This is a genomic window from Stenotrophomonas sp. 109824_Sma (assembly GCF_056480025.1).
Window position 1 is genome coordinate 848799 of record NZ_CM151078.1, and the last position, 21335, is coordinate 870133.

At 68.5% G+C, this 21335-nt stretch carries 22 protein-coding genes and 1 tRNA gene; 12 read left to right on the forward strand and 11 right to left on the reverse strand.

What is annotated here, in order from left to right; translation table 11 throughout:
- The first annotated feature begins 49 nt into the window (after positions 1–49).
- Positions 50–1129: an NAD(P) transhydrogenase subunit alpha gene (locus ACZK1G_RS03875; RefSeq protein WP_049443156.1), complete on the forward strand. Its 1080-nt coding sequence runs from the start codon at positions 50–52 to the stop codon at positions 1127–1129.
- 62 nt (positions 1130–1191) lie between these two features.
- Here the strand turns inward: ACZK1G_RS03875 and ACZK1G_RS03880 are convergent, their stop codons facing one another.
- Genes ACZK1G_RS03880 through ACZK1G_RS03890 form a run of 3 tightly spaced genes read right to left on the reverse strand, consistent with a single transcriptional unit; the run spans position 1192 to position 2564 of the window.
- Positions 1192–1653 (reverse strand): DUF3106 domain-containing protein, encoded by a 462-nt coding sequence (locus ACZK1G_RS03880; RefSeq protein ID WP_049443157.1) that lies wholly within the window; start codon positions 1651–1653, stop codon positions 1192–1194.
- A gap of 3 nt (positions 1654–1656) precedes the next feature.
- Entirely contained in the window at positions 1657–1983 is a 327-nt protein-coding gene (locus ACZK1G_RS03885; protein WP_014036067.1) for a hypothetical protein, read from the reverse strand.
- Entirely contained in the window at positions 1980–2564 is a 585-nt protein-coding gene (locus ACZK1G_RS03890) for an RNA polymerase sigma factor (RefSeq protein WP_080347455.1), read from the reverse strand. The genes ACZK1G_RS03885 and ACZK1G_RS03890 overlap by 4 nt, the downstream gene beginning before the upstream one ends.
- Before the next feature lie 97 nt (positions 2565–2661).
- Between ACZK1G_RS03890 and ACZK1G_RS03895 the strand changes: the two genes are divergently transcribed.
- Both ACZK1G_RS03895 and ACZK1G_RS03900 read left to right on the forward strand, forming a co-directional pair.
- Entirely contained in the window at positions 2662–2982 is a 321-nt protein-coding gene (locus tag ACZK1G_RS03895) for an NAD(P) transhydrogenase subunit alpha part 2 (protein ID WP_019661150.1), read from the forward strand.
- The gene (locus ACZK1G_RS03900; protein ID WP_101764962.1) at positions 2979–4439 is read left to right on the forward strand and encodes an NAD(P)(+) transhydrogenase (Re/Si-specific) subunit beta; all 1461 of its coding nucleotides are present in this window, start codon (positions 2979–2981) and stop codon (positions 4437–4439) included. The genes ACZK1G_RS03895 and ACZK1G_RS03900 overlap by 4 nt, the downstream gene beginning before the upstream one ends.
- A 99-nt stretch (positions 4440–4538) precedes the next feature.
- Here the strand turns inward: ACZK1G_RS03900 and ACZK1G_RS03905 are convergent, their stop codons facing one another.
- Positions 4539–4958, reverse strand: a complete 420-nt coding sequence (locus tag ACZK1G_RS03905; RefSeq protein WP_049443160.1) for a hypothetical protein — start codon at positions 4956–4958, stop codon at positions 4539–4541.
- 122 nt (positions 4959–5080) lie between these two features.
- On the opposite strand from ACZK1G_RS03905, the gene sufT reads away from it, so the two are divergent.
- From sufT to ACZK1G_RS03920, 3 genes are all read left to right on the forward strand, one after another.
- Entirely contained in the window at positions 5081–5632 is a 552-nt protein-coding gene (gene sufT, locus ACZK1G_RS03910) for a putative Fe-S cluster assembly protein SufT (protein ID WP_005415385.1), read from the forward strand.
- A gap of 59 nt (positions 5633–5691) precedes the next feature.
- Positions 5692–6786: a branched-chain amino acid aminotransferase gene (locus tag ACZK1G_RS03915; protein ID WP_049443161.1), complete on the forward strand. Its 1095-nt coding sequence runs from the start codon at positions 5692–5694 to the stop codon at positions 6784–6786.
- A gap of 451 nt (positions 6787–7237) precedes the next feature.
- Positions 7238–8977 (forward strand): S8 family peptidase, encoded by a 1740-nt coding sequence (locus tag ACZK1G_RS03920; RefSeq protein WP_101764963.1) that lies wholly within the window; start codon positions 7238–7240, stop codon positions 8975–8977.
- Between the two features lie 90 nt (positions 8978–9067).
- Here ACZK1G_RS03920 and ACZK1G_RS03925 read toward each other — a convergent pair whose 3' ends face one another.
- The 3 genes from ACZK1G_RS03925 to wrbA form a co-directional block, all read right to left on the reverse strand.
- Complete coding sequence (locus ACZK1G_RS03925) at positions 9068–9553, reverse strand: asparaginase domain-containing protein (protein WP_010481766.1); 486 nt, start codon at positions 9551–9553, stop codon at positions 9068–9070.
- A gap of 79 nt (positions 9554–9632) precedes the next feature.
- The gene (locus ACZK1G_RS03930; RefSeq protein ID WP_049443163.1) at positions 9633–9968 is read right to left on the reverse strand and encodes a DUF2069 domain-containing protein; all 336 of its coding nucleotides are present in this window, start codon (positions 9966–9968) and stop codon (positions 9633–9635) included.
- Positions 9965–10558, reverse strand: a complete 594-nt coding sequence (gene wrbA / locus ACZK1G_RS03935) for an NAD(P)H:quinone oxidoreductase (protein WP_012510135.1) — start codon at positions 10556–10558, stop codon at positions 9965–9967. Before wrbA ends, ACZK1G_RS03930 begins: the two co-directional genes overlap by 4 nt.
- 77 nt (positions 10559–10635) lie before the next feature.
- Between wrbA and ACZK1G_RS03940 the strand changes: the two genes are divergently transcribed.
- Together ACZK1G_RS03940 and ACZK1G_RS03945 are read left to right on the forward strand one after the other, a co-directional pair.
- Positions 10636–11910 carry a YihY family inner membrane protein gene (locus ACZK1G_RS03940; RefSeq protein ID WP_049443164.1) on the forward strand — a complete coding sequence of 425 codons (1275 nt, stop codon included), beginning with the start codon at positions 10636–10638 and terminating at the stop codon, positions 11908–11910.
- Positions 11907–12482, forward strand: coding sequence for a TlpA family protein disulfide reductase (locus ACZK1G_RS03945; protein WP_101764964.1), 576 nt, complete (start codon positions 11907–11909; stop codon positions 12480–12482). Before ACZK1G_RS03940 ends, ACZK1G_RS03945 begins: the two co-directional genes overlap by 4 nt.
- Before the next feature lie 525 nt (positions 12483–13007).
- Here ACZK1G_RS03945 and ppk2 read toward each other — a convergent pair.
- From ppk2 to hemA, 4 genes are read right to left on the reverse strand one after another with little or no spacing between them, the layout of a single operon-like run.
- Positions 13008–13790: a polyphosphate kinase 2 gene (ppk2, locus tag ACZK1G_RS03950; RefSeq protein WP_049445984.1), complete on the reverse strand. Its 783-nt coding sequence runs from the start codon at positions 13788–13790 to the stop codon at positions 13008–13010.
- A gap of 46 nt (positions 13791–13836) precedes the next feature.
- Positions 13837–15543 carry an O-linked N-acetylglucosamine transferase, SPINDLY family protein gene (locus tag ACZK1G_RS03955; RefSeq protein ID WP_197622096.1) on the reverse strand — a complete coding sequence of 569 codons (1707 nt, stop codon included), beginning with the start codon at positions 15541–15543 and terminating at the stop codon, positions 13837–13839.
- A 5-nt stretch (positions 15544–15548) separates the two neighbouring features.
- Positions 15549–16631, reverse strand: coding sequence for a peptide chain release factor 1 (gene prfA / locus ACZK1G_RS03960; protein ID WP_049445902.1), 1083 nt, complete (start codon positions 16629–16631; stop codon positions 15549–15551).
- A complete protein-coding gene (gene hemA, locus ACZK1G_RS03965; protein ID WP_032130429.1) occupies positions 16609–17892 on the reverse strand; it encodes a glutamyl-tRNA reductase in 1284 nt (427 codons plus the stop codon). Before hemA ends, prfA begins: the two co-directional genes overlap by 23 nt.
- A gap of 63 nt (positions 17893–17955) precedes the next feature.
- Here hemA and ACZK1G_RS03970 point away from each other — a divergent pair, with 63 nt between their 5' ends.
- From ACZK1G_RS03970 to ACZK1G_RS03985, 4 genes are all read left to right on the forward strand, one after another.
- A complete protein-coding gene (locus ACZK1G_RS03970; RefSeq protein ID WP_182474427.1) occupies positions 17956–19641 on the forward strand; it encodes a tetratricopeptide repeat protein in 1686 nt (561 codons plus the stop codon).
- A complete protein-coding gene (gene lolB, locus ACZK1G_RS03975) occupies positions 19638–20297 on the forward strand; it encodes a lipoprotein insertase outer membrane protein LolB (RefSeq protein ID WP_101764966.1) in 660 nt (219 codons plus the stop codon). Before ACZK1G_RS03970 ends, lolB begins: the two co-directional genes overlap by 4 nt.
- Positions 20294–21163, forward strand: coding sequence for a 4-(cytidine 5'-diphospho)-2-C-methyl-D-erythritol kinase (gene ispE, locus ACZK1G_RS03980; protein WP_101764967.1), 870 nt, complete (start codon positions 20294–20296; stop codon positions 21161–21163). The genes lolB and ispE overlap by 4 nt, the downstream gene beginning before the upstream one ends.
- A gap of 12 nt (positions 21164–21175) precedes the next feature.
- Positions 21176–21252 (forward strand) — tRNA-Gln (locus ACZK1G_RS03985).
- Positions 21253–21335 lie beyond the last annotated feature (83 nt).

Here is a 21335-nt window from a genome sequence, read left to right on the forward strand (position 1 = left end):
CGGGCTGCCTGCTAGGATCGGGAAAACTCACCGATCAGCGGGGACCTGCATGGCCGTGGCGTTGCTGGGGATCAAGGAGACCGCGCCGGGTGAACGGCGCGTGGCGTTGACGCCGGAAACCGCGCGCAAGCTCGGTGCCCTCGGCATTACGGTCTGGTACGAGGCCGGCGCCGGGCTGGCCGCCGGCTTCACCGATGCCGCCTATGACGATGCCGGCGCAGGTGCCTTCGACGCGGGCCGCTGGGCCGAGATCGATATCCTGCTGTGCGTGCAGGCACCTCCTGCGACGGTGCTGGAGCAGCTCAGGCCCGGTGCCAGCGTGGTCGGCCTGCTGGCCCCGGCCAACGATCCGGCGCTGGCCGCGCTGGCGGCCGATGATCGCCTGCAGCTGTTCCCGCTGCAGCAGCTGCCGCGCACCACCCGTGCGCAGGCGATGGATGTACTCAGTTCGCAGGCCGGCATGGCCGGCTACAAGGCCGCGCTGATCGCCGCCGAACGCGCGCCGCGCTTCTTCCCGATGCTGACCACCGCCGCCGGCACCGTGCGGCCGGCCAAGGTGCTGGTGATCGGTGCCGGCGTAGCGGGCCTGCAGGCCATCGCCACCGCACGTCGTCTCGGTGCACAGGTGGAAGGTTTCGACGTGCGCCCGGAAACCCGCGAGCAGATCCAGTCACTGGGCGCGCGCTTCCTCGACCTCGGGGTGAGCGCGGCGGGCGAGGGCGGCTATGCGCGGGCGCTGACCGATGAGGAGCGCGCCGAGCAGCAGCGTCGGCTGGCCGACCACCTGCGCGGCGTGGACGTGGTGATCTGCACGGCTGCGGTGCCGGGCCGCCCGGCGCCGACCATCGTGACTGCCGCAATGGTGGAGGGCATGGCCACCGGCAGCGTGATCGTGGATCTGGCGGCCGAGAGCGGCGGCAACTGCGCGCTGACCCAGCCGGGGCAGTGCATCGAACACCAGGGCGTGACCATCGATGGCCCGCTGGGCCTGGCCAGTCGCGGCGCGACCCAGGCCAGTGAGATGTATGCGCGCAACCTGCTCAACTTCGTTGCGCTGTTCGTGCGCGAGGGGCAGCTCGGTTTCGACTGGGACGACGAGCTGCTGGCGAAGACGCGCTGGCAGGCGTGAGTGACATGGGGTCAGATCCCTTTGCCTCTGGCAAAGGGATCTGACCCCGGTATCCGGAAGGCTTACCGCGGCTTTGCCGGCGGCGGGTTGTCGCGCACCCAGTCCTTGCGTTGTTCCGGCGTCATCTGCGACCAGCGCTCGCGCAGCGCGTCGCGCTGTGCCGGCGGCATGTTGCGCATCTGCCCGAACAGGGCGCGGGCCTGCTCGCGCTGTTCGGGGCTCATGTGCTCGAAGCGGCGCAGGCCACGGCGGGCCTTGTCGCGCTCCTCCGGGCTCATCGATTGCCAGCGCTGGCCGTGCGACAGCATGCGCTGGCGCTGGCCGGCATCGGCGCTGTTCCAGCGGTCGCGCAGCGGCGCCAGCAGGGATTCGCGCTGGGGTTCGCTCAGTTGCTCCCACGCAGGCAACGGTGTGGCCGGTGCGGGACGTGCGGCAGGGGCGGGCGTGGCGTTCTGCGCCAGTGCCGGAACGGCCGGCAGCAGCGCAAGGGTCAACAGCAGCGGCAGGGTAGGCAGTCGGGACATGATTCACTCCATCGCCAGGTCGGTATCGCCCAGCCACAGGTACAGATCGGGATTCTCGTCGTAGAGCGCGCCGTTGTCTTCCACTGAAGCAAGCACGGGGGCCGGCGCCGGACCCGCAAGCGTGCCATGGCCGGTGAACTGCAGGCCAATGCCCAGTGCCACGACCAGTGAACAGGCGCTGGCCAGCCACCAGCGCCAGCGTCCGCGATGGGCGGCCGTGGCGCCGTGGCGCGCCAGGCGCAGCCGTGCCAGCGTGGCCGGCGACAGCGCCTGCAGCGACTGCGCGTGCAGGCTGCGCAGGGTGTCATCGGAAGGCAGGGAGCGGTTCACGGGTGGATCTCCAGATAGTCCTGCAGCGCCTGGCGGGCGCGTGCCAGATGGGTTTTTACCGCGCCTTCGCTGCAGCCCATGGCGCGGGCAGTGGTGGCCCCGTCCAGGTCCTGCAGCACGCGCAGGGTGAAGGCTTCGCGCTGGCGAGCGGGCAGGGTGCGCAATGCGTCCACCAGCTGCTGGTACTGCTGGCGCTGCTCATGCGCCTGCGCCGGGTCCGGGCCGGGGTCGGCCCAGTCGATCTCGCCACCTTCCGCGTCCTGGTTGTCGCGCCAGAACGGCAGGCGGAAGCGGCGCCGGCGCTGCATGTCGATCACCCGGCGGCGCAGGATGCTCCAGAACAGCGGCGCCCATTCGGCGGCCGGCTTGTCGGCGTAATCCAGCATGCGCAGCAGCGCGTCCTGCACCGCATCCATGGCGTCTTCGCGCTGGCGCAGGCCGGCCTCGGCGAAGCGGAACGCTCGCGGGCCGACGCTGGCCAGGAACGCTTCCAGCGATGCCGGCAGGGCATCGGTCTCGGCGCTTGGGGAGAGGGGGCTGCTCACCAGCACAGGGTACGGTTCCTCGCTCGGGGTCACCATCGACAACGCGTGAGCGCCGCCGCGGTTGACGCCGGGTGCGCACGGGTTCAGCCCGTGGTTATGATGGGGCGACGAAGACAGAGCGGGAGCGTTGCCAGTGAGTGACGGGTTCGTGGCGCTGTACATCTTCATGCTGGCGGCCATCGCCGGCCACGTGATCATTTCGCGGGTGCCGGTGATCCTGCACACCCCGCTGATGTCGGGCTCCAACTTCATCCACGGCATCGTGCTGATCGGCGCGATGGTGGTGCTGGGGCATGCGCAGACGCCGCTGGAGAAGGCGCTGGGCTTCCTCGCCGTGGTGCTCGGTGCCGGCAATGCCGCCGGCGGCTACGTGGTCACCGCGCGCATGCTGGAAATGTTCAAGCCGAGCGCGCCCAAGGGCGGCCAGGACGAACCGAAGGAGCCGCAGGCTTGAACATCAGCACCGTCGAACTGCTCGACTGGCTGGTCAAGGCCAGCTACCTCGTCGCCGCCACGCTGTTCCTGCTGGGCCTGCAGCGCATGGCTTCGCCACTGACCGCGCGCAGCGGCATCCGCTGGGCCGGGCTGGGCATGCTGCTGGCCACTGCGGCGACCTTCTTCCTGCCTGAACTGCACAACGTGCCGCTGATCCTGGTGGCACTGCTGCTGGGCGCGGGCCTGGCCTGGTGGTCGGCCGGCAAGGTCGCCATCACCGACATGCCGCAGATGGTGGCGCTGTACAACGGCATGGGCGGTGGCTCGGCGGCGGCGATCGGCGCGGTGGAACTGCTGCGCTACGCCTTCCTGGCCAACCGCGATACCAGCCACTGGAGCGCACAGGCGCTGGCCGACCTGGCCGCACGCCAGCCGTCGGGCACGGTGCTGCTGCTGGCGGTGGTTGGTGCGGCGATCGGCGCGGTGTCGCTGTCCGGCTCGGTGATCGCCTGGGCCAAGCTCGATGGCCGCCTCGACAAGCGCGTGACCTGGCCCGGCCAGCAGGTGATGAACCTGGTGGTGGCACTGGCGGTGGTGGTGCTGGCGATCATCGCGGCCAGCACGCTCGACACCTGGGCGATCGTCGCCTTCTTCGTGCTGGCACTGGCACTGGGCGTGCTGATGACGTTGCCGATCGGTGGCGCCGACATGCCGGTGGTGATCTCGCTGTACAACGCATTCACCGGCCTGGCGGTGTCGTTCGAAGGCTACGTGCTGGGCAACGAGGCGCTGATCATCGCCGGCATGATGGTCGGCGCGGCCGGCATCCTGCTGACCCGGCTGATGGCCAAGGCGATGAACCGGCCGATCCGCAACGTGCTGTTCTCCAACTTCGGCGGCGGCGCCGGTGGCGAAGCGCAGGCGATCACCGGCGCGCAGAAGCCGATTGAAGCCTCGGACGTCGCGGCGATGATGGCCTACGCCGAACGCGTGGTGATCGTGCCGGGTTACGGCATGGCCGTGGCACAGGCGCAGCACAAGATCTGGGAGCTGGCGCAGCGGTTGGGCCAGCGCGGGGTGAAGGTGAAGTTCGCCATCCACCCGGTCGCCGGGCGAATGCCCGGGCACATGAACGTACTGCTGGCCGAAGCGGGTGTGCCCTACGACCTGATCGCCGACATGGACGACATCAACCCGGAGTTCGCCAACACCGACGTGGTGCTGGTGATCGGTGCCAACGACGTGGTCAATCCGGTCGCGCGTACTGATCCGGCCAGCCCGATCTACGGCATGCCGGTGCTGGATGTGGTCAATGCGCGCAACGTGGTGGTGATCAAGCGCGGCAAGGGCACCGGCTTCGCCGGCATCGAGAATGCGCTGTTCTACGCTGACAACACCCGCATGCTGTACGGCGACGGCGCTGAAGCGGCCGCATCGCTGGTGAGCGAGCTGAAGGCGCTCGACGGCGGGCATTGAGCGGCGGCTGCGCCCGGTAGGTGCGGACCTGGGACCGCATGCTTCTGCCGGCCAGCGGCCGGCACTACCGCATCGCACGCGTGGCGTGGATCTGCGCGCTCAGCGCGCCAGCCAGGCGCCCAAGACCACGGCCACGGCCAGCCACAGCCATTCCATCGCGCCGTTGGCCAGGGTGACCAGGGTCCAGGCCAGGTGCGGGCCCATCCGCGTGGTGGCGTCCCACAGGTCCAGGCCGATCGAGCCGCCCATCCAGGCGCTGGCGATGGCCCAGTTGGCCACGGCGGCCACCAGCAGGGTGCCCAGCACGACCAGGGCGATGCGCAGCCGGCCCGGGCCCAGTGTGCCCAGGCGCAGCATGAACACCAGTTCCAGGGCGGACACTACCGCCATCCAGCCGACCTGTCGGCCGGTCATCAGCGCCAGGACCATCCAGGCGAGGGGAGCAACAAGCAGACCCAGCAACAGCATGAGGGGCCAGAGCCAGGTGACGGTCCTGGCACGCGCGGCATTGGAGGACATCGAAGCTCCCTGAAGATCACCCACAGGATACTGTGGTTTGCCGCAGTGCACCGGCGGTGCCGGGGCGGCTGGGCTAGAATGCCGTCTTGCGTGGCCCCGGCCACGGCCCCATATCGGTCCCCATGTATTCCCGTAGCAGCGAACCTGTCCACTTCGAACGCGATTGCGAGGCCGTGATGGTCCCGCAGGGCGATACCGTGACCCTGCCTGCCGGCAGCTATGGGTACATCACCCAGGCGCTGGGCGGCAGTTATTCGGTGTTCGTCGAGGGCAACCTGTTCCGCATCGCCGGCAAGGACGGCGACGCCATCGGCAAGGAGGCGCCTGCACCGCTCGAGCTGCCGGCCGACGCCACCGATGAGCAGGTGGAACAGCTGGTGTGGCAGCAGCTGCGTACCTGCTTCGACCCGGAAATTCCGGTCAACATCGTCGAACTGGGCCTGGTCTATGAAGTCGAGATCAAGCACCTGGACGAAGGCAAGCGCGAGATCGACGTGAAGATGACCCTGACCGCACCGGGCTGCGGCATGGGCGAGATCCTGGTCGACGACGTGCGCAGCAAGCTCGAAATGATCCCGACGGTGGCCGAGGCCGACGTCGACCTGGTGTTCGACCCGCCGTGGAACCAGCACATGATGTCCGAGGCGGCGCGGCTCGAGACCGGCATGCTTTGACCCAGGGCCCGCAGTGACGCGGGCTCGGCACTACCCGCAACCAGAACAGGAATCCTCCGGTGTCCCAGTCCATTCCCAGCTTCGCCGTCACCCGTTCGGACCACCCGCGCAGCGCTGAAGAGCGCGCCAAGATCCTGGAGAAGCCGGGCTTCGGCCTGCACTTCACCGATCACATGGTGGAAGTGCGCTGGGACAAGGATGCCGGCTGGCACAACGCCAACGTGCGTGCCTACGGCCCGCTGCAGCTGGACCCGGCCGCGGCAGTCCTGCACTACGGCCAGGAAATCTTCGAAGGCATCAAGGCCTACCGCCACGCCGACGGTTCGATCTGGACCTTCCGCCCCGACGCCAATGGCCGTCGCCTGCAGCGTTCGGCGCAGCGCCTGGCGCTGCCGGAACTGCCGGTGGAGATCTTCGTCGAATCGCTGAAGCAGCTGATTGCCGTCGACAGCGCCTGGGTGCCGTCGGCCGATGAGTCGAGCCTGTACTTCCGTCCGTTCATGATCGGCGACGAAGCCTTCCTCGGCGTGCGCGGCGCGCACAAGGCCGGCTACTACGTCATCGCCAGCCCGGCCGGCCCGTACTTCGCCAAGGGCGTCGCCCCGGTGTCGATCTGGCTGTCGACGGAGTACGCACGTGCGGCCAAGGGCGGCACCGGTGCGGCCAAGTGCGGTGGCAACTACGCCGCCTCGCTGCTGCCGCAGCAGAAGGCACAGGCACAGGGCTGCTCGCAGGTGCTGTTCCTCGACCCGGTCGAGGGCAAGTACCTGGAAGAACTGGGTGGCATGAACGTGTTCCTGGTCTACAAGGACGGCACGCTGGTCACCCCGGAACTGTCCGGCAGCATCCTCGAGGGCATCACCCGCGAGAGCATCCTGCAGCTGGCGCGCGACCGTGGCATGAAGGTCGAAGAGCGCAAGGTCAGCATCGACGAATGGAAGGACGGCGTGGCCTCCGGTGCGATCAGCGAAGTGTTTGCCTGTGGCACCGCCGCGGTGGTCACCCCGATCGGCCAGCTGAAGGGCGAGGGCTTCTCGGTGGGCGACATCAACGCGCCAGCTGGCGAAGTGACCATGTCGCTGCGCAAGGAACTGACCGACATCCAGTACGGCCGCCTGCCGGACCGCCACAACTGGCTGGTCAAGCTGGGCTGATCGCCCGCGTTGAACGGGTAGCGCCGGGCCATGCCCGGCGGCTCCTCTGGAAAGCCCGTCCCCGTGACGGGCTTTCTGCGTTATGGGCCTGGGGGTCAGATCCCTTTCCCATGGAAAAGGGATCTGACCCCGAATCAGTGGACGCCGATGTCGGCAAAGTCATCTCAGGACACGTGATGACCCAGTCAGGTGCGTGCAGGCTGCGAGAAAGTTCCTTCACCTTCACAAACCCTCGACCCGAAAAGTCTCAGATCAGACATTTCATCTTGCTGAAAAGACGCTGAAAATCTTGTGGTGTCCGGTTTTGGTCATTAGCGTCATCTGCACGGCGGATCGATAGGGGGATCCGCTGATTCGCCGGACTTCGAACCTCGCCAACGCAAGCCAGCCCATGGTTCGGGCCGGTGCTTCTGCCGATTCCGGCATTCACACCACTAGAAAGGGAAATACGATGTCCCAGGTAACGCAACCGCGTGTGCGTCGAGTGTGGGTGGTCCTTGGTGCGTCCGTTCTGTCATCGCTGCTGCTGGCCACGCCTGCGCTGGCCGGTGACGTCCAGCTCAGCGGCCTGCAGTCCGCGCCGACGCACCAGCGCTTCATCGTGAAGTACCGTGACGGTAGTGCGCCGGTGGCCAACACCACCGCACTGGCCTCTTCGCTGAAGAGTGCCGCCGCCGGCCTGGCCAGCAGCCAGGGCCGTGCGCTGGGCCTGCAGGAGGTCCGCAAGCTGGCCGTCGGCCCGACCCTGGTCAGGACCGACCGCCCGCTGGACCAGGCCGAATCCGAGCTGCTGATGCGCAAGCTCGCCGCCGACCCGAACGTGGAATACGTCGAAGTCGACCAGATCATGCGTGCGACGCTGACCCCGAACGACACCCGCTTCAGCGAACAGTGGGGCTTCGGTACCTCCAACGCGTCGATCAACGTGCAGCCGGCCTGGGACAAGGCCACCGGCACCGGCGTGGTGGTGGCCGTGATCGATACCGGCATCACCAACCATCCCGATCTCAACGCCAACATCCTGCCCGGCTATGACTTCATCAGCGACGCCGCGATGGCACGCGATGGCGGTGGCCGCGACAACAACCCGAACGACGAAGGCGACTGGTACGGCGCCAACGAGTGCGGCTCGGGCATCCCGGCCTCCAACTCCAGCTGGCACGGCACCCACGTCGCCGGCACCGTGGCGGCGGTGACCAACAACAGCACCGGCGTGGCCGGTACTGCGTTCAATGCCAAGGTCGTCCCGGTGCGCGTGCTGGGCAAGTGCGGCGGTTACACCTCCGACATCGCCGACGCGATCGTGTGGGCCTCCGGCGGCACCGTCAGTGGCGTGCCGGCCAATGCCAACCCGGCCGAAGTCATCAACATGTCGCTGGGTGGTGGTGGCACCTGCTCGGCCACCTACCAGAATGCGATCAACGGCGCGGTCAGCCGCGGCACCACCGTGGTGGTCGCCGCCGGCAACAGCAACACCAACGTGTCCTCGTCGGTGCCGGCCAACTGCGCGAACGTGATCGCGGTGGCGGCCACGACCTCGGCCGGTGCGCGTGCCAGCTTCTCCAACTATGGTGCCGGCATCGACATTTCCGGCCCGGGCCAGAGCATCCTGTCCACCCTCAACACCGGCACCACCACGCCGGGCAGCGCCACCTATGCGTCCTACAACGGCACTTCGATGGCGGCGCCGCATGTGGCCGGCGTGGTTGCACTGATGCAGTCGGTGGCGCCGAGCCCGCTGAGTCCGGCGCAGGTCGAAAGCATCATCAAGAGCACCGCACGCCCGCTGCCGGGCGCCTGCTCGGGTGGTTGCGGCGCCGGCATCGTCGACGCCAACGCGGCCGTGGCCGCGGCGATCAATGGCGGTGGCCCGAACCCGGGCGGCAACGTGCTGCAGAACAACGTGCCGGTGACCGGCCTGGGCGCCGCGACCGGTGCCGAGCTGAACTACACCGTCGCCGTTCCAGCCGGCAGCACCCAGCTGCGCGTGTCGATCAGTGGCGGCAGCGGTGATGCCGACCTGTACGTGCGCCAGGGCAGTGCCCCGACCGATACCACCTACACCTGCCGTCCGTACCTGAGCGGCAACAGCGAGACCTGCACCATCAACAGCCCTGCCGCCGGCACCTGGTATGTGCGGGTGAAGGCGTACAGCACCTTCTCGGGCCTGACCCTCAACGCCCAGTACTGAGCCCAAGTCCCTCTCCAAGGGCACGCCCTGGCTTCGGCCGGGGCGTTTTTTTGTCTGGGTGGGTGCCGACCTTGGTCGGCACACTGTTCCTCAGACCGACTCGAAGCGGTTCGCCGCCACGTTCTTGCGCACGTGCTGCGGGTCGAAAATCCGCCCGTTCATCGCGATGTACACGCCGCTCGGCAGCGACTGCACCGCACCGATCGCACAACCGATGTTGAACTCCGCATCCGAGCCGCGGAAGCGTGCCGGGCTCAGTGCACCGGTCATCACGATGGTCTTGTCCGGGATCGTCGCCAGCACCTTGCCGGTCTGCACCATCGAATCGGTGCCGTGGGTCACCAGCACGTGCCGGGTCGGCTGCGCGGCAATGGTGGCGCGGATCAGTTCGCGGTCCTCATCGTTGATGTGCAGCGAATCCTTGCGCAGGATCGGAATCACGTTGAAGCGGAACGTCACGCCCAGCTCGCGCAGGATCATGCCGATCTGCGGATCGCCGATCTGGTAGTCCGACTTGTCGTCGAAATAGATCTTGTCGATCGTGCCACCGGTGGTGACGACCAGGAGCTCTTCCATCATGTGCATGCGCGAAACCAGGACAGGTACTGCGGCGCGGGGCCAGGAATGCAGATGATACGGCCCTGCGGCCGCAGCGTCAGCGTCGCTTGCCGAAGCGGGCGCGCAGGCCGGGCAGGCTGGCGCTGAAGATCACCAGCAGCGCCAGCGCGATCTCGATCAGCGCCAGCCAGCGCGTTTCCGGGTGGCTCCAGGCGCTCATCACGCCGTGGCTGAACCAGCCCAGGGCCAGCACCGAGGCCCAGAAGCCGGCCTTGCTCCAGCCCAGGCGCAGGGCGACGGCCAGTGCCAGCGGTGGTGCGGTGAACACCAGCTGGGTCGCCAGCCAGTGCTTGTCATTGATGAACCAGCCTGCGAACAGCGCGGCCAGCCCCATCAGGGCCAGCAGCAGGACCGTGCGCGGCGCGCGGCTCATCGGGCCAACCGCTGCGCGATGTCGGCCACCCGGCGCCCCAGCGCGCGCGCCAGCACGGCTTCGTCGTCGGTCGGCTGCGGGTCGTCGGCGGCGCCGGCCACGTGGCTGGCGCCATACGGCGTGCCGCCACTGGTGGTGTGGCTCAGCGCCGGTTCGGTAAACGGGATGCCGACGATCACGCAGCCGTGGTGCAGCAGTGGCACCTGCATCGACAGCAGGGTCGATTCCTGGCCGCCATGCATGGATGCGGTGGAAGTGAACACGCCGGCCGGCTTGCCGGACAGGGTGCCATTGACCCATTCGGCGCCCAACCCGTCCAGGAAGTGCTTGACCGGCGCGGCCATGTTGCCGAAGCGGGTGGGGCTGCCGAGCAGCAGGCCCTGGCATTCGACCAGGTCCTGCACGCTCACATAGGGGGCGCCATCGTCGGGTACCGGCGGCTGTGCGGTCTGGGTCACGGCGGCCACCGGCGGTACCGTGCGCAGGCGCGCGGTCATGCCCGGCACTTCGCCGATGCCCCGCGCGATCTGGCGCGCCAGCCGTGCCACCGAACCGCCCCGGCTGTAGTACAGCACCAGAATCTCGCCCATCGTGCCCGCTTCTCCTCGTCGTGTGGCTGCCAGTATGGCTATCCTGCGAGCATTCCGCATCGGGTACCCTTTCGCCGATGGAACCTTTGGATACGCTCAACCTGTGGATGGAGCGCGCGCGGGATCGCGCACGGGCCATCAGTTTCGGCCGCTTCCTGTGGCATCGCTTCCTCGACGACCGCCTGTTCCAGGCAGCGGCGGCGCTGGCGTACACCACGGTGTTCGCGCTGGTGCCGCTGGCGATCGTGGTATTTGGTGTGCTGTCGGCCTTCCCCGTCTTCGACCGCTGGAGCGATCAGCTCAGCGACTACGTGTTCTCCAACTTCGTGCCCTCCGCAGCGCGTGCGGCCGAGGGCTACCTGCGGCAGTTCTCGGCCAGTGCCGGCCAGCTGACGGCGGCCGGCTTCATTGCACTGGTGGTCTCACTGCTGATCACGCTCAACAGCGTGGAAGAGACCTTCAACCAGATCTGGCGGGTCGGCTCGACCCGGCCCAAGCTGACCCGCTTCCTGGTCTATTGGACCGTACTGACCCTGGGCGCGATGCTCGCCGCCGCATCGCTTGCGGTATCGGCGCGGGTGTTCGCCATGCCGTTGTTCGGTACCCAGGAGGGCCGTTGGTTGGCCGAGCTGGCGCTGCGGCTGGCACCGATCCTGATCGAGTTCGTCTGCATCACGCTGATGTTCCGGGTGGTACCGCATCACACGGTGAAATGGCGGCACGCTGTGCCTGGCGCGATCCTGGCGGCGGTCATCCTGGAGCTGGTGAAGTGGGGCATCGGCGCCTATCTGGGCAGCTTCCAGTCCTACCAGAAGCTGTATGGCACGGTGGCCTTCGTGCCGATCCTGCTGCTGTGGATCTACCTGTGCTGGGTGGCGGTGCTGCTGGGCGCGTCGCTGGCCTCATCGATGGCGGCCTTCCGCTACCAGCCGGTTGAACTGCGCCTGCCGCAGGGGTACGAGTTCTACGGCCTGCTGCGCCTGCTCGGTCGTTTCCACCATGCCCGTGCCAAGGGCAAGGGCCTGGCCGACGATGAAATCCTGCGCCTGGAACCGCTGCTGACCGACTCGCTGCTGCAGGATCTGGCCTGCAACCTGCAGGAGATCGGCCTGCTGCGCCGCGATGAACGCGGCGAGTGGCTGCTCGCGCGCGACCTGGACCAGGTCAGCCTGGCCGATCTGTACGAATGCACCCAGCTGCGCATCCCGGTAGCCGAGCAGCACCTGCCGTACCGCGACGACAGCCTGGGCCGTGCCGCATTGGCGGCGCTGGACGATCTGCGACTGCCCCTGCGTGAACGCCTCAAGCGCAAGGTCAGCGACATCTACACCGATTCCGGAGACATGCCATGACCCGCAAGACCCCGTTGCCGCTGCTGCTCCCGTTGACCCTGCTGCTGGCCCTGGCGGCCTGCAAGCCGGCCCAGGAGCCAGCCCCGGCGAGCAGCCAGCCGCCGGCACAGGCGCCGACGCCGACCACTCCGGCGCCGGTCGAGGAAACCCCGGCCGAGCGCACTACCGCCGAGTTCCCGACGCTGAAGATGAAGGCGGTGGATGGCAGCGACTACGACCTGGCCGCGCATCGCGGCAAGTGGGTGGTGGTGAACTTCTGGGCGACCTGGTGCGCCCCGTGCCGCAAGGAAATGCCCGAGCTGTCGGCGCTGCATGCGATGCGCAGCAACATCGAAGTGGTCGGCCTGGCCTACGAGGACATCGAAGTGCAGGAAATGCAGTCGTTCCTGACCAAGCATCCGGTGACCTATCCGATCGTGATCGTGGACCCGTTCGATCCGCCGGCGGACTTCGCCACGCCGCGAGGCCTGCCGTTGACGCATCTGCTGGATCCGCAGGGCAAGCTGGCGCACACCTTCCTTGGCCCGGTGACCGCCGCCGACATCGAAAAGCAGATCGCGGCTGCCAAGTAATGGGTTGGTCGGCAGGGCCTGCGGCCCTGCACCCGTGGAGGCCAGAGCAACGGCAACGGCAACAGCCGAAGCAAAGGCGGGTCTCCTGAGGGATGGCGGGCTGGGTCCGGTTGCGGGGGCCGCTGCAAGTACGTCCATGTAAGCTCGGTCGCCGCATCCATGCGGCTCACGCCCCCGCAACCGGACCCACCCCGCCTTCGACAGATTTCCGCGATCTGTCGGGACGGCATGGGGTCAGATCCGTTTTCCGAAGGAAAACGGATCTGACCCCAAATGAATCTCGATATCTGACAGATGTGTCGACCAAGGTCGACACCCACCAACAGCCGCAGGGATCTGTCAGAGGTGGGGCGGTGTGGGGGGCAGGACCGTTGGCGCCATGGATGGCGCCATCGAGCCCCCATGGACGGGTCTACGGCGTGTCCTGCCCCCCACACCGCCCCGCCATCCCGCGGATAGGCCGCTGTTGCCGTTGCCGTTGCCGTTGCGTTGAGCAGGTGCAGGGGGCAACCCTGCCGAACAACCCTATTCCTCGACCGGGAACTCCTCGATCGGCTTCAGTACATCGTAGTGCTCGCGATGCAGCTTGCCCTTCAGCTTCGGCAGCTCGGGCAGTGGCGCATCCACCCGCGTGTCCGGCAACCGGTCCAGCAGGTTGCGCACCAGGGTCAGTCGCCCCAGCCGCTGGTCGTTGAAATCCACCAGCGTCCACGGCGCCGCCTCGCGATGCGTCGCGCGCAGCATCGCCTCGCGGGCTTCGGTATAGGCGCTGTACTTGCTGCGCGATTTCAGGTCGACCGGGGACAGCTTCCAGCCCTTCAGCGGATCGAGATGGCGCTCGGCGAAGCGCTTCTCCTGCTGCTCCTGGTCCACGCACAGCCAGTACTTGAACAGCAGGATGCCGTCATCCACCAGCAGCTGTTCGAACACCGGCGCCTGGCGCAGGAACTGCTGGTACTCGGTCTCGCTGCAGTAGCCCATCACCCGCTCGACGCCGGCGCGGTTGTACCAGCTGCGGTCCATCAGCACGATCTCGCCGGCGGCGGGAAGATGCGAGGCGTAACGCTGGAAATACCACTGCGTGGCTTCGCGGTCGGTAGGCTTGGGCAGTGCCACCACCCTGCATTGGCGTGGATTGAGATGCTGGCTGATGGCCTGGATCGCGCCGCCCTTGCCTGCCGTATCCCGTCCTTCGAACAGCACCAGCAGGCGTTGCCCGCTGTGCTGCACCCAACGCGCCATCGCGGTCAGTTCCAGCTGCAGCGGCAGCAGCAGTTCGTCGTAGTCCTTGCGCTTGAGCTTGGCCATCATCACACCAGGCGTGGAGGAAGCCTGAGCGTAACGCAGGGATCGCTCAGGTATTGTCGACACCCTGCCAGCCCTGTTCACCTGCCAGCTGCTGCAGCAGCGCCGACAGGTCGCGGGCAAACCCGGCCATGTCGAACAGTCCACTGCGGTCGCGCGCCTGCGCCAGCTCGGCACGCAGCGCGGCCAGTGCCGCAGGGTCATTGCCCAGCGCGCTGGCGGTGGCGATGAACGCCGCGTCGTCGGCGACATTCATCCGGGCCAGCCCCAGATGATGATTGAGGCTGCCGGCCACGCGCGCGGCGAAGGTGTCGCCCGGGCAGGTCAGTATCGGGCAGCCGGCCCACAGCGCATCGGAGGCGGTGGTGTGCGCATTGTAGGGATGGGTGTCGAGGAACAGGTCGGCCAGCTGATAGCGGGCCAGGTACTGTGGATGCGGCAGCTTGGCCATGAACACCAGGCGGGCCGGGTCCAGGCCGGCCGCCTGCGCGGCGGTGCGCAGGCGGGCGTCGGCCTGGCCGGGGCCGGACAGCAGCCACAGCACGCTGCCGGTCACGGCCTGCAGCACTGCGAAGGCGCGGCCCATGCTGCGTGGGTTGAGCTTGTAGCTGTTGTTGAAGCAGCAGAACACCACGCCGTGTTCGGGCAGCCCGCATTCGGCGCGGGACGGCGCCGGTTCCACTACGCGGGTGTTGTCCGAGGGCTGGAAGGCGCGTGGCAGGCGCAGGACGCGTTCACTGAAGTGAGGTTCCAGCGATGCGGGCAGCACGAATTCGTCGGCGACCACGGCATCCAGCCAGCGTGCACCTGATGTGCCGGGGTAGGCCAGCCAGTTCAGCTGCAGCGGGGCCGGGCGCATTGCCAGCACCTCGGGCGTGCCGCCGCCGCCCCAGCCGCGCAGGTCGAACAGCAGGTCGATGCCCTGTGCGCGGACGCGGGCTGCGATGTCGGCATGCCGTAGTGCGGCTACCTCATGCAGCCGGGTCGCGGCCTGCAGGCGATCGCGGATGCGGCTGCCATCGGCGCGGTTCAACGCGAACAGGTGCAGCTGCAGCGCCGGGTCATGACGCAGGTGTTCGAGCAGGGCCACGGTCAGCAGCCCGGTGGGGTGGGCGCCGAAGCCATTGGAGAGGAAACCGACGCGCAACGGGCCGCGCGCGCGTACCGTTGCCGCCGGCAAGGGCCGAACCGAGGCGGCGATCAGCGAGGCGCGCGCACGTGCGCAGGCCAGCTGCTCGGCAGCGCTGGCGTCTTCGCTGAGGAAGGCGAACGGCTCCACCGCGCCCTGACCGGAAGCGAGCGCGGCACGTACCTGCGTGGCCAGCGCGTCCACGTCCTGCCAGTCGCACAGGCGCCGCTGCCAGGCCAGGCGCTGGGCGGCGATGTAGGGTTCGTCCGGCATCAGCGTATGTGCGCGGCGATAGGCCGCCGCCGCGCCTTCGGCATCGTCGGCATCTTCCAGTGCATGGCCCAGCCACAGCGCGATGCCCGGGTGCTGCGGGGCCAGTGCCGAGGCCTGGCCAAGCAGCCTGGCCGCGTCGGCATGCGCGCCGGCCATCCAGGCCACGCGACCCAGCCGTGCCAGTGCTTCGGGGTGGTTCGGGCGCAGCTGCAGCGCACGTCGTGCGGCCTGCTCGCCGGCGGCAATGTCGCCGGCTTCCAGTTCCAGGTCGGCCAGCATCACCCAGGCGACGAAATCGCCGGGCTGGCGTGCGATCGCCTGCTGCAGGTGCTGTCGCTGCTGCCAGGCCGACATCGTGCTCAGCCCGCCGACAGCTGGGCCAGGGCGTCGACCTGGTGCTCGTGGCTGAGCCGCTGCAGCAGTGGGTCGAGGTCGCCGGCAAGGATGTTGGGCAGGTCGTACAGGGTCAGGCCTTCCACGCGGTGGTCGGTGATCCGGCCCTGGGGGAAATTGTAGGTGCGGATGCGCTGGCTACGGTCACCGCTGCCGACCTGCAGGCGCCGCGATTCGGCCTGCGCGGCGTCCTGTCGCTGGCGCTCGGCATCGAGCAGCTGCGCTTTCAGCCGCTTCATCGCCTTGTCACGGTTGGCGTGCTGGCTGCGCTCGGTCTGGCACTCCACCACTACGCCGGTCGGCACGTGGGTGATGCGGATCGCTGACTCGGTCTTGTTGACGTGCTGGCCACCGGCACCGGACGAGCGGAACGTATCCACCTTCAGGTCGGCCGGGTTGATGACGATGTCGTCGACTTCGTCGGCCTCGGGAATGATCGCCACCGTGGCCGCCGAGGTATGGATGCGGCCCTGCGACTCGGTGGCCGGCACGCGCTGCACGCGATGCGTGCCCGATTCAAACTTCAGGCGCGAGAACGCACCCCGGCCGACCACGCGCGCCACCACTTCCTTGTAGCCGCCATGCTCGCCGGGATTGTCCGATTCGATCTCGACCTTCCAGCCCTGGCGCTCGGCATAGCGGGCGTACATGCGGAACAGGTCGCCGGCGAAGATCGCGGCTTCGTCGCCGCCGGTACCGGCGCGCACCTCCAGGAACAGGTTGCCTTCGTCGCGCGGATCGCGCGGCACCAGCAGCAGGGCCAGTTCTTCTTCCAGTTCCTGCAGGCGCGCCTGCGCAGCGGCGATTTCCTCGTCGGCCAGTTCGCGCAGGTCGGGGTCGGCGCGCATGCCTTCGGCGGCGGCCAGGTCGGCCTTGGCTCGGGCTTCATCGGCCAGTGCAGTGGCGACCGGTTCAAGTTGGGCGAATTCGCGCGAAAGGTCGCGGAAACGGGTGTTGTCGGCGACCACATCGGGTTCGGCGAGCAGGCGTTCCAGTTCTTCGCGGCGCTCGGCCAGCGCTTCCAGCTTACGGCGCAGGGTCGGCGTCATCGGGTCTCACGGGTGGGTGGCGGTAACCCGGCGTGGCCGGGAACAGGCGCTCGGCGGCGCGGGTCAGGTCAGCATCGCCACTCAGCGCGGCGGCGCGCAGTGCGGCGGTCGGCGGATGCAGCAGTCGATTGGTCAGGCCGTGGGCCAGCAGTTCCAGCACTTCGTCGGCCGGCTTGCCGTTGGCCAGCTGCTGGCGCGCGCGCTCCAGCAGTTCGGCGCGGGTGGCTTCGCCGAACGCACGCAGCTGCCGCAGCGGTGCCTGGTGGGCGCTGGCCTGCTGGGTCTCGACGAAGCGCGACACCTGCAGGTCGATGATCGCCTCGGCCTCGGCGGCGGCCTCGCGGCGGCCACGGCGGTTGTCTTCCACCGCGCGTTCCAGGTCATCGACGGTGTAGAGGAAGGCGTCGTTGAGCGTGCCGACCTCGGCCTCGATGTCGCGCGGCACGGCCAGGTCGAACAGCAGCATCGGCTTGTGCCGGCGCGCACGCAGGGCCTTGGCCACCATCTCGCGGTGGATCACTGGCTCGCGCGCAGCGGTGGCCGAGAACACCACGTCGGCCTCGCCCAGGTGGCGGTCCAGTTCGGTCAGTGGCAGGGCCACGCCGCCATGACGGCTGGCCAGCTCCTGCGCGTGGGCGAGGGTGCGGTTGGCGATCAGCAGTCGCCGCACCTTGCCTTCACTCAGGTGACGTGCAGCCAGTTCGATGGTCTCGCCGGCACCGACCAGCAGCACGGTGGAGTCGTCCAGTCGCGCGAACGCGTTCTGCGCCAGGCGCACCGCCGCCGAGGCCACCGACACCGGGTTGGCGCCGACCTGGGTATCGGTGCGCGCACGCTTGGCCACCGAGAAGGTCTGCTGGAACAAGCGGTCCAGGCGCTGGCCGAGCAGGCCATGGTCACGCGCGGTCGACCAGGCATCCTTCACCTGGCCGAGGATCTGCGGTTCGCCCAGCACCATCGAGTCCAGCCCGGTGGCGACCCGGAACAGGTGGCGCACGGCCTCGGCATCGGCATGCTGGTACAGGTAGCCCTGCAGGTCGCCGGCCTGGCTGTGCAGCCACTGGTCCAGCGCCTGTGCCGACTCGGCCACGGCGTACAGCTCGGTGCGGTTGCAGGTGGACAGCAGCACTGCCTCGGCGATCTGCGGGGTATCGCGCAGCGAGCCCAGCGCACGCGGCAACGCCTCACCGGCGAAGGCCGCGCGCTCGCGCAGCTCCACCGGTGCGGTCTGGTGATTCAGTCCGAGCACCCACAGGGTCATTGTTCAGTTGCTTGCGATAAGCTGCTGGCCATTGGACGACATTTTAAGGCCCCGATGCCGACGATGCCCGCATTGATTCGCATCCCCAGTGTTCTGCTGCTGTCCCTGGCCTGCGCCCAGGCCCTGGCGGCGGTGCCGGCCAAGGCCCCCGTGCGGGCCGCGGCCACTGAGGAACTGGCGCTGGAACCGGTGATGGCCGGTGAGTTCGCCCTGCAGGCCGGCAAATTGGCCGAGGCCGCGCGCTGGTACCTGCAGGCGGCCCAGCAGACCGACGGCGACGCCGGCCTGGCCGAGCGCGCGACCCGCATTTCCATGCTCGCCAACGATGATGCCAGCGCCGCCAAGGGCCTGGCGCTGTGGCAGCAACGCGCCCCACGCTCGCTGACCATGCGCAGCGCCGCCGGTGCGCTGGCCATGCGCCAGGGCGATGTGAAGGCCGCCCGCACCGAGCTGCAGGCGCTGCTGGCCGACCCCGACGAGCGTGGCTGGAAGTTCGCCCTGGCCGCACTGATCGGCGGTGGCCGCGACCCGGCGGTACCGGCGCAGGTGCTGGGCGAGCTGGTCGATGCCAATGCCATTCCACCCAAGATCGAGGCCTGGCAGGAATTCGGTCGCCTGGCCCTGCGCATGGACAAGCCCGAGCTGGCGCGGCGCATGATCGATGAAGTGGTCAAGCGCTTCCCGGAAGAGCCGCGTGTGGCGCTGCTGCGTGCCAGCCAGCTGCAACAGGCGGGCGAGACCGACAAGGCATTGTCGCTGCTGCACGACGTCGAGCCGAAGACCCGTCAGGACCCCGAGCTGCGCAATGCGGTGGCCATCGCCTACGACAGCCTGGGACAGCCGGCTGCGGCCGAGCGCGTACTGGCGTTCGGCCCGCAGGACGTACAGACCTGGGGCATGCGCGCCTCGCTGCTGGCCAAGCAGGGCGACAAGGCAGCGCTGTCCAATCTCTACAACGAGCTGTCGCGGCAGGCGGCCAAGCCGGATCCGGCGCAGCGCCTGTTGCTGGGCAAGATCGCCGAATACCTGAAGCGTTACCCCGAGGCGGTGCAGTGGTACCACAGCGTGCCCGGTGGCGATGAACTGAGCGAAGCGCGCCTGCGCGCCGCCAATGCCCAGGCCCTGGCCGGGCGCCTGCCGCTGGCGCTGGAGGAAGTGCACGCGATCCAGTCCGATGCGGTGGTCGATGACGATGTACGCCGCGACGCCTACCTGCTGGAGGCCGAGCTGCGCCAACGCGGTGACGACAGTGCCGGTGAACTGGATGCGCTGGCCCGCGGCCTGGCCGCCTACCCGGACGACAACGGCCTGCTGTACGCCCGTGCGCTTACCTGGGAGCGCCGCGACGACATCCCGCGCGCCGAGGCCGACCTGCGCAAGATCCTGGTGACCGACCCGGAAAACGTGCCGGCACTGAACGCGCTGGGCTACACCCTGGCTGACCGTACCGGCCGCCTGCAGGAGGCGCTGGAGCTGATCGACCGCGCCCGCGTGGCCGAGCCGGACAACGCCGCCATCGTCGACAGCTATGGCTGGGTGCTGTATCGCCTGGGTCGCAAGGAAGAAGCGCTGGTGCAGCTGCGCCGGGCCTGGACCCTGGCCAAGGACCCGGAGATCGCCGCCCACGTCGGCGAAGTGCTGTGGGTGCTGGGCAAGCATGATGAGGCCCGCCACTTCTTCGACGAAGCGGCCAAGCTCGACCCTGAAAACCGCGCGCTGCTGCGCGCCCGCGAGAAATTCAATCCATGAGTGGTTCCCTGATCCGGCCGCTGCTGTTGGCGGCCGCGACCCTGGCGGTGAGCGCCTGTACCAGCGTCGGCACGCAGAAAACCCCGGCGCCAGCGGTGGTCGAGATTGTTTCGGCCGAAGCGGCGCAGGCCGAGGCAGCGCGCGTGGCCGCGCTGCAGGCACAGCCGGACTGGGCCTTCCAGGGTCGGGTCGCGGTCAGCAAAGGCAAGGACGGTGGCAGCGGTCGCATCGACTGGAAGCAGGACGGGCGCCGTTATGTGGTCGAGCTGAGCGCGCCGGTGACCCGGCAGAGCTGGAAGCTGACTGGCGATACCCATTCCGAAGCCGGTCGCCTGGAAGGGCTGGCCGGTGGCACCCGTGACGGTGAGGATGCCCAGCAGCTGCTGCTCGAGGCGACCGGCTGGGACATTCCGGTCAACCAGCTGCCGGAGTGGATCCGTGGCCTGGTGGCCGGCGATGCTGCCGGTCCGGAGAAGGTCGAGCGCGACGGTGAAGGCCGGCCGCGCCGCATGCAGCAGATAGGCTGGCAGGTGCAGTACCTGGACTGGTATCCGGCCGAGGCCGGGCGCCCGGCGTTGCCGCGCCGGATCGAAGCCAGCAATGGCGACGCCAAGGTGCGCCTGCTGGTGGACCAGTGGGGGCAGGGCACGCCATGAGTGCCGGGCGCGACGACGCGGGCTGGTCCTGGTGGCCGGCCCCGGCCAAGCTGAACCTGTTCCTGCACATCACCGGCCGCCGGGCCGACGGCTACCACGAGCTGCAGACCGTGTTCCGCCTGCTGGACTGGGGGGACCGCATCGGCCTGCGACTGCGTGAAGACGGCCAGGTGCGTCGGCAGGGCGAGGGCCTGGCCGGCGTGGCCGAGGCCGATGACCTGGCGGTGCGCGCCGCGCGCCTGCTTAAAGAAGTAGCGAATGTCGCGCAAGGTGCGGACATCATCGTTGAAAAGCATGTATCTGCCGGTGGTGGCTTCGGTGGTGGTTCGTCCGATGCGGCCACCGTGCTGGTAGTGCTGAACCGGCTCTGGCAGGCGGGCCTGGACGAAGGCGCGCTGGCGGCGCTGGGCCTGCGCCTGGGCGCCGACGTGCCGGTGTTCGTGCGTGGCCGCAATGCCTGGGCCGAGGGGGTGGGCGAGCGCCTGCAGCCGATCACGCTGGCCCCGGCCTGGTATGTGGTGGTTGAACCGGGCGTTCATGTTCCTACGCCGGTCCTGTTTGCAGACCCGGATTTGACGCGCGACAGCCCAGTGGCGAAAATAGAGGACTTCGCTTCCGGGACCCTGGTCGGGAACGCGTTCGAACCGGTGCTGCGCCGCCGTGAGCCTGCCGTCGAGGCGGCGCTTGCCGCGTTGAGCGACATCGGCGCGGCGCGGCTGACCGGTTCGGGAAGTGGTTGTTTCGTCGAGTTCGCGTCGCAGTCTGCTGCAGAGCAGGGACGGTCGAAATTGCCGAAGGAGTTGCGGGCAAGGGTGGCAGCGGGCGTTGCGCGTTCGCCACTGCTGGATGCACTCGAGCAACACTAGATTTATCAATGCAGGGGCGTCGCCAAGAGGCCCAAGGCACCAGGTTTTGATCCTGGCATTCGTAGGTTCGAATCCTACCGCCCCTGCCAATAGCGGCTGTGTCCGCGCCTTCCAGCGCATCACCTGCGCGGGACGTGGAAACAACCGCGGTGTTGTCAGCAGCAAGGGTCCA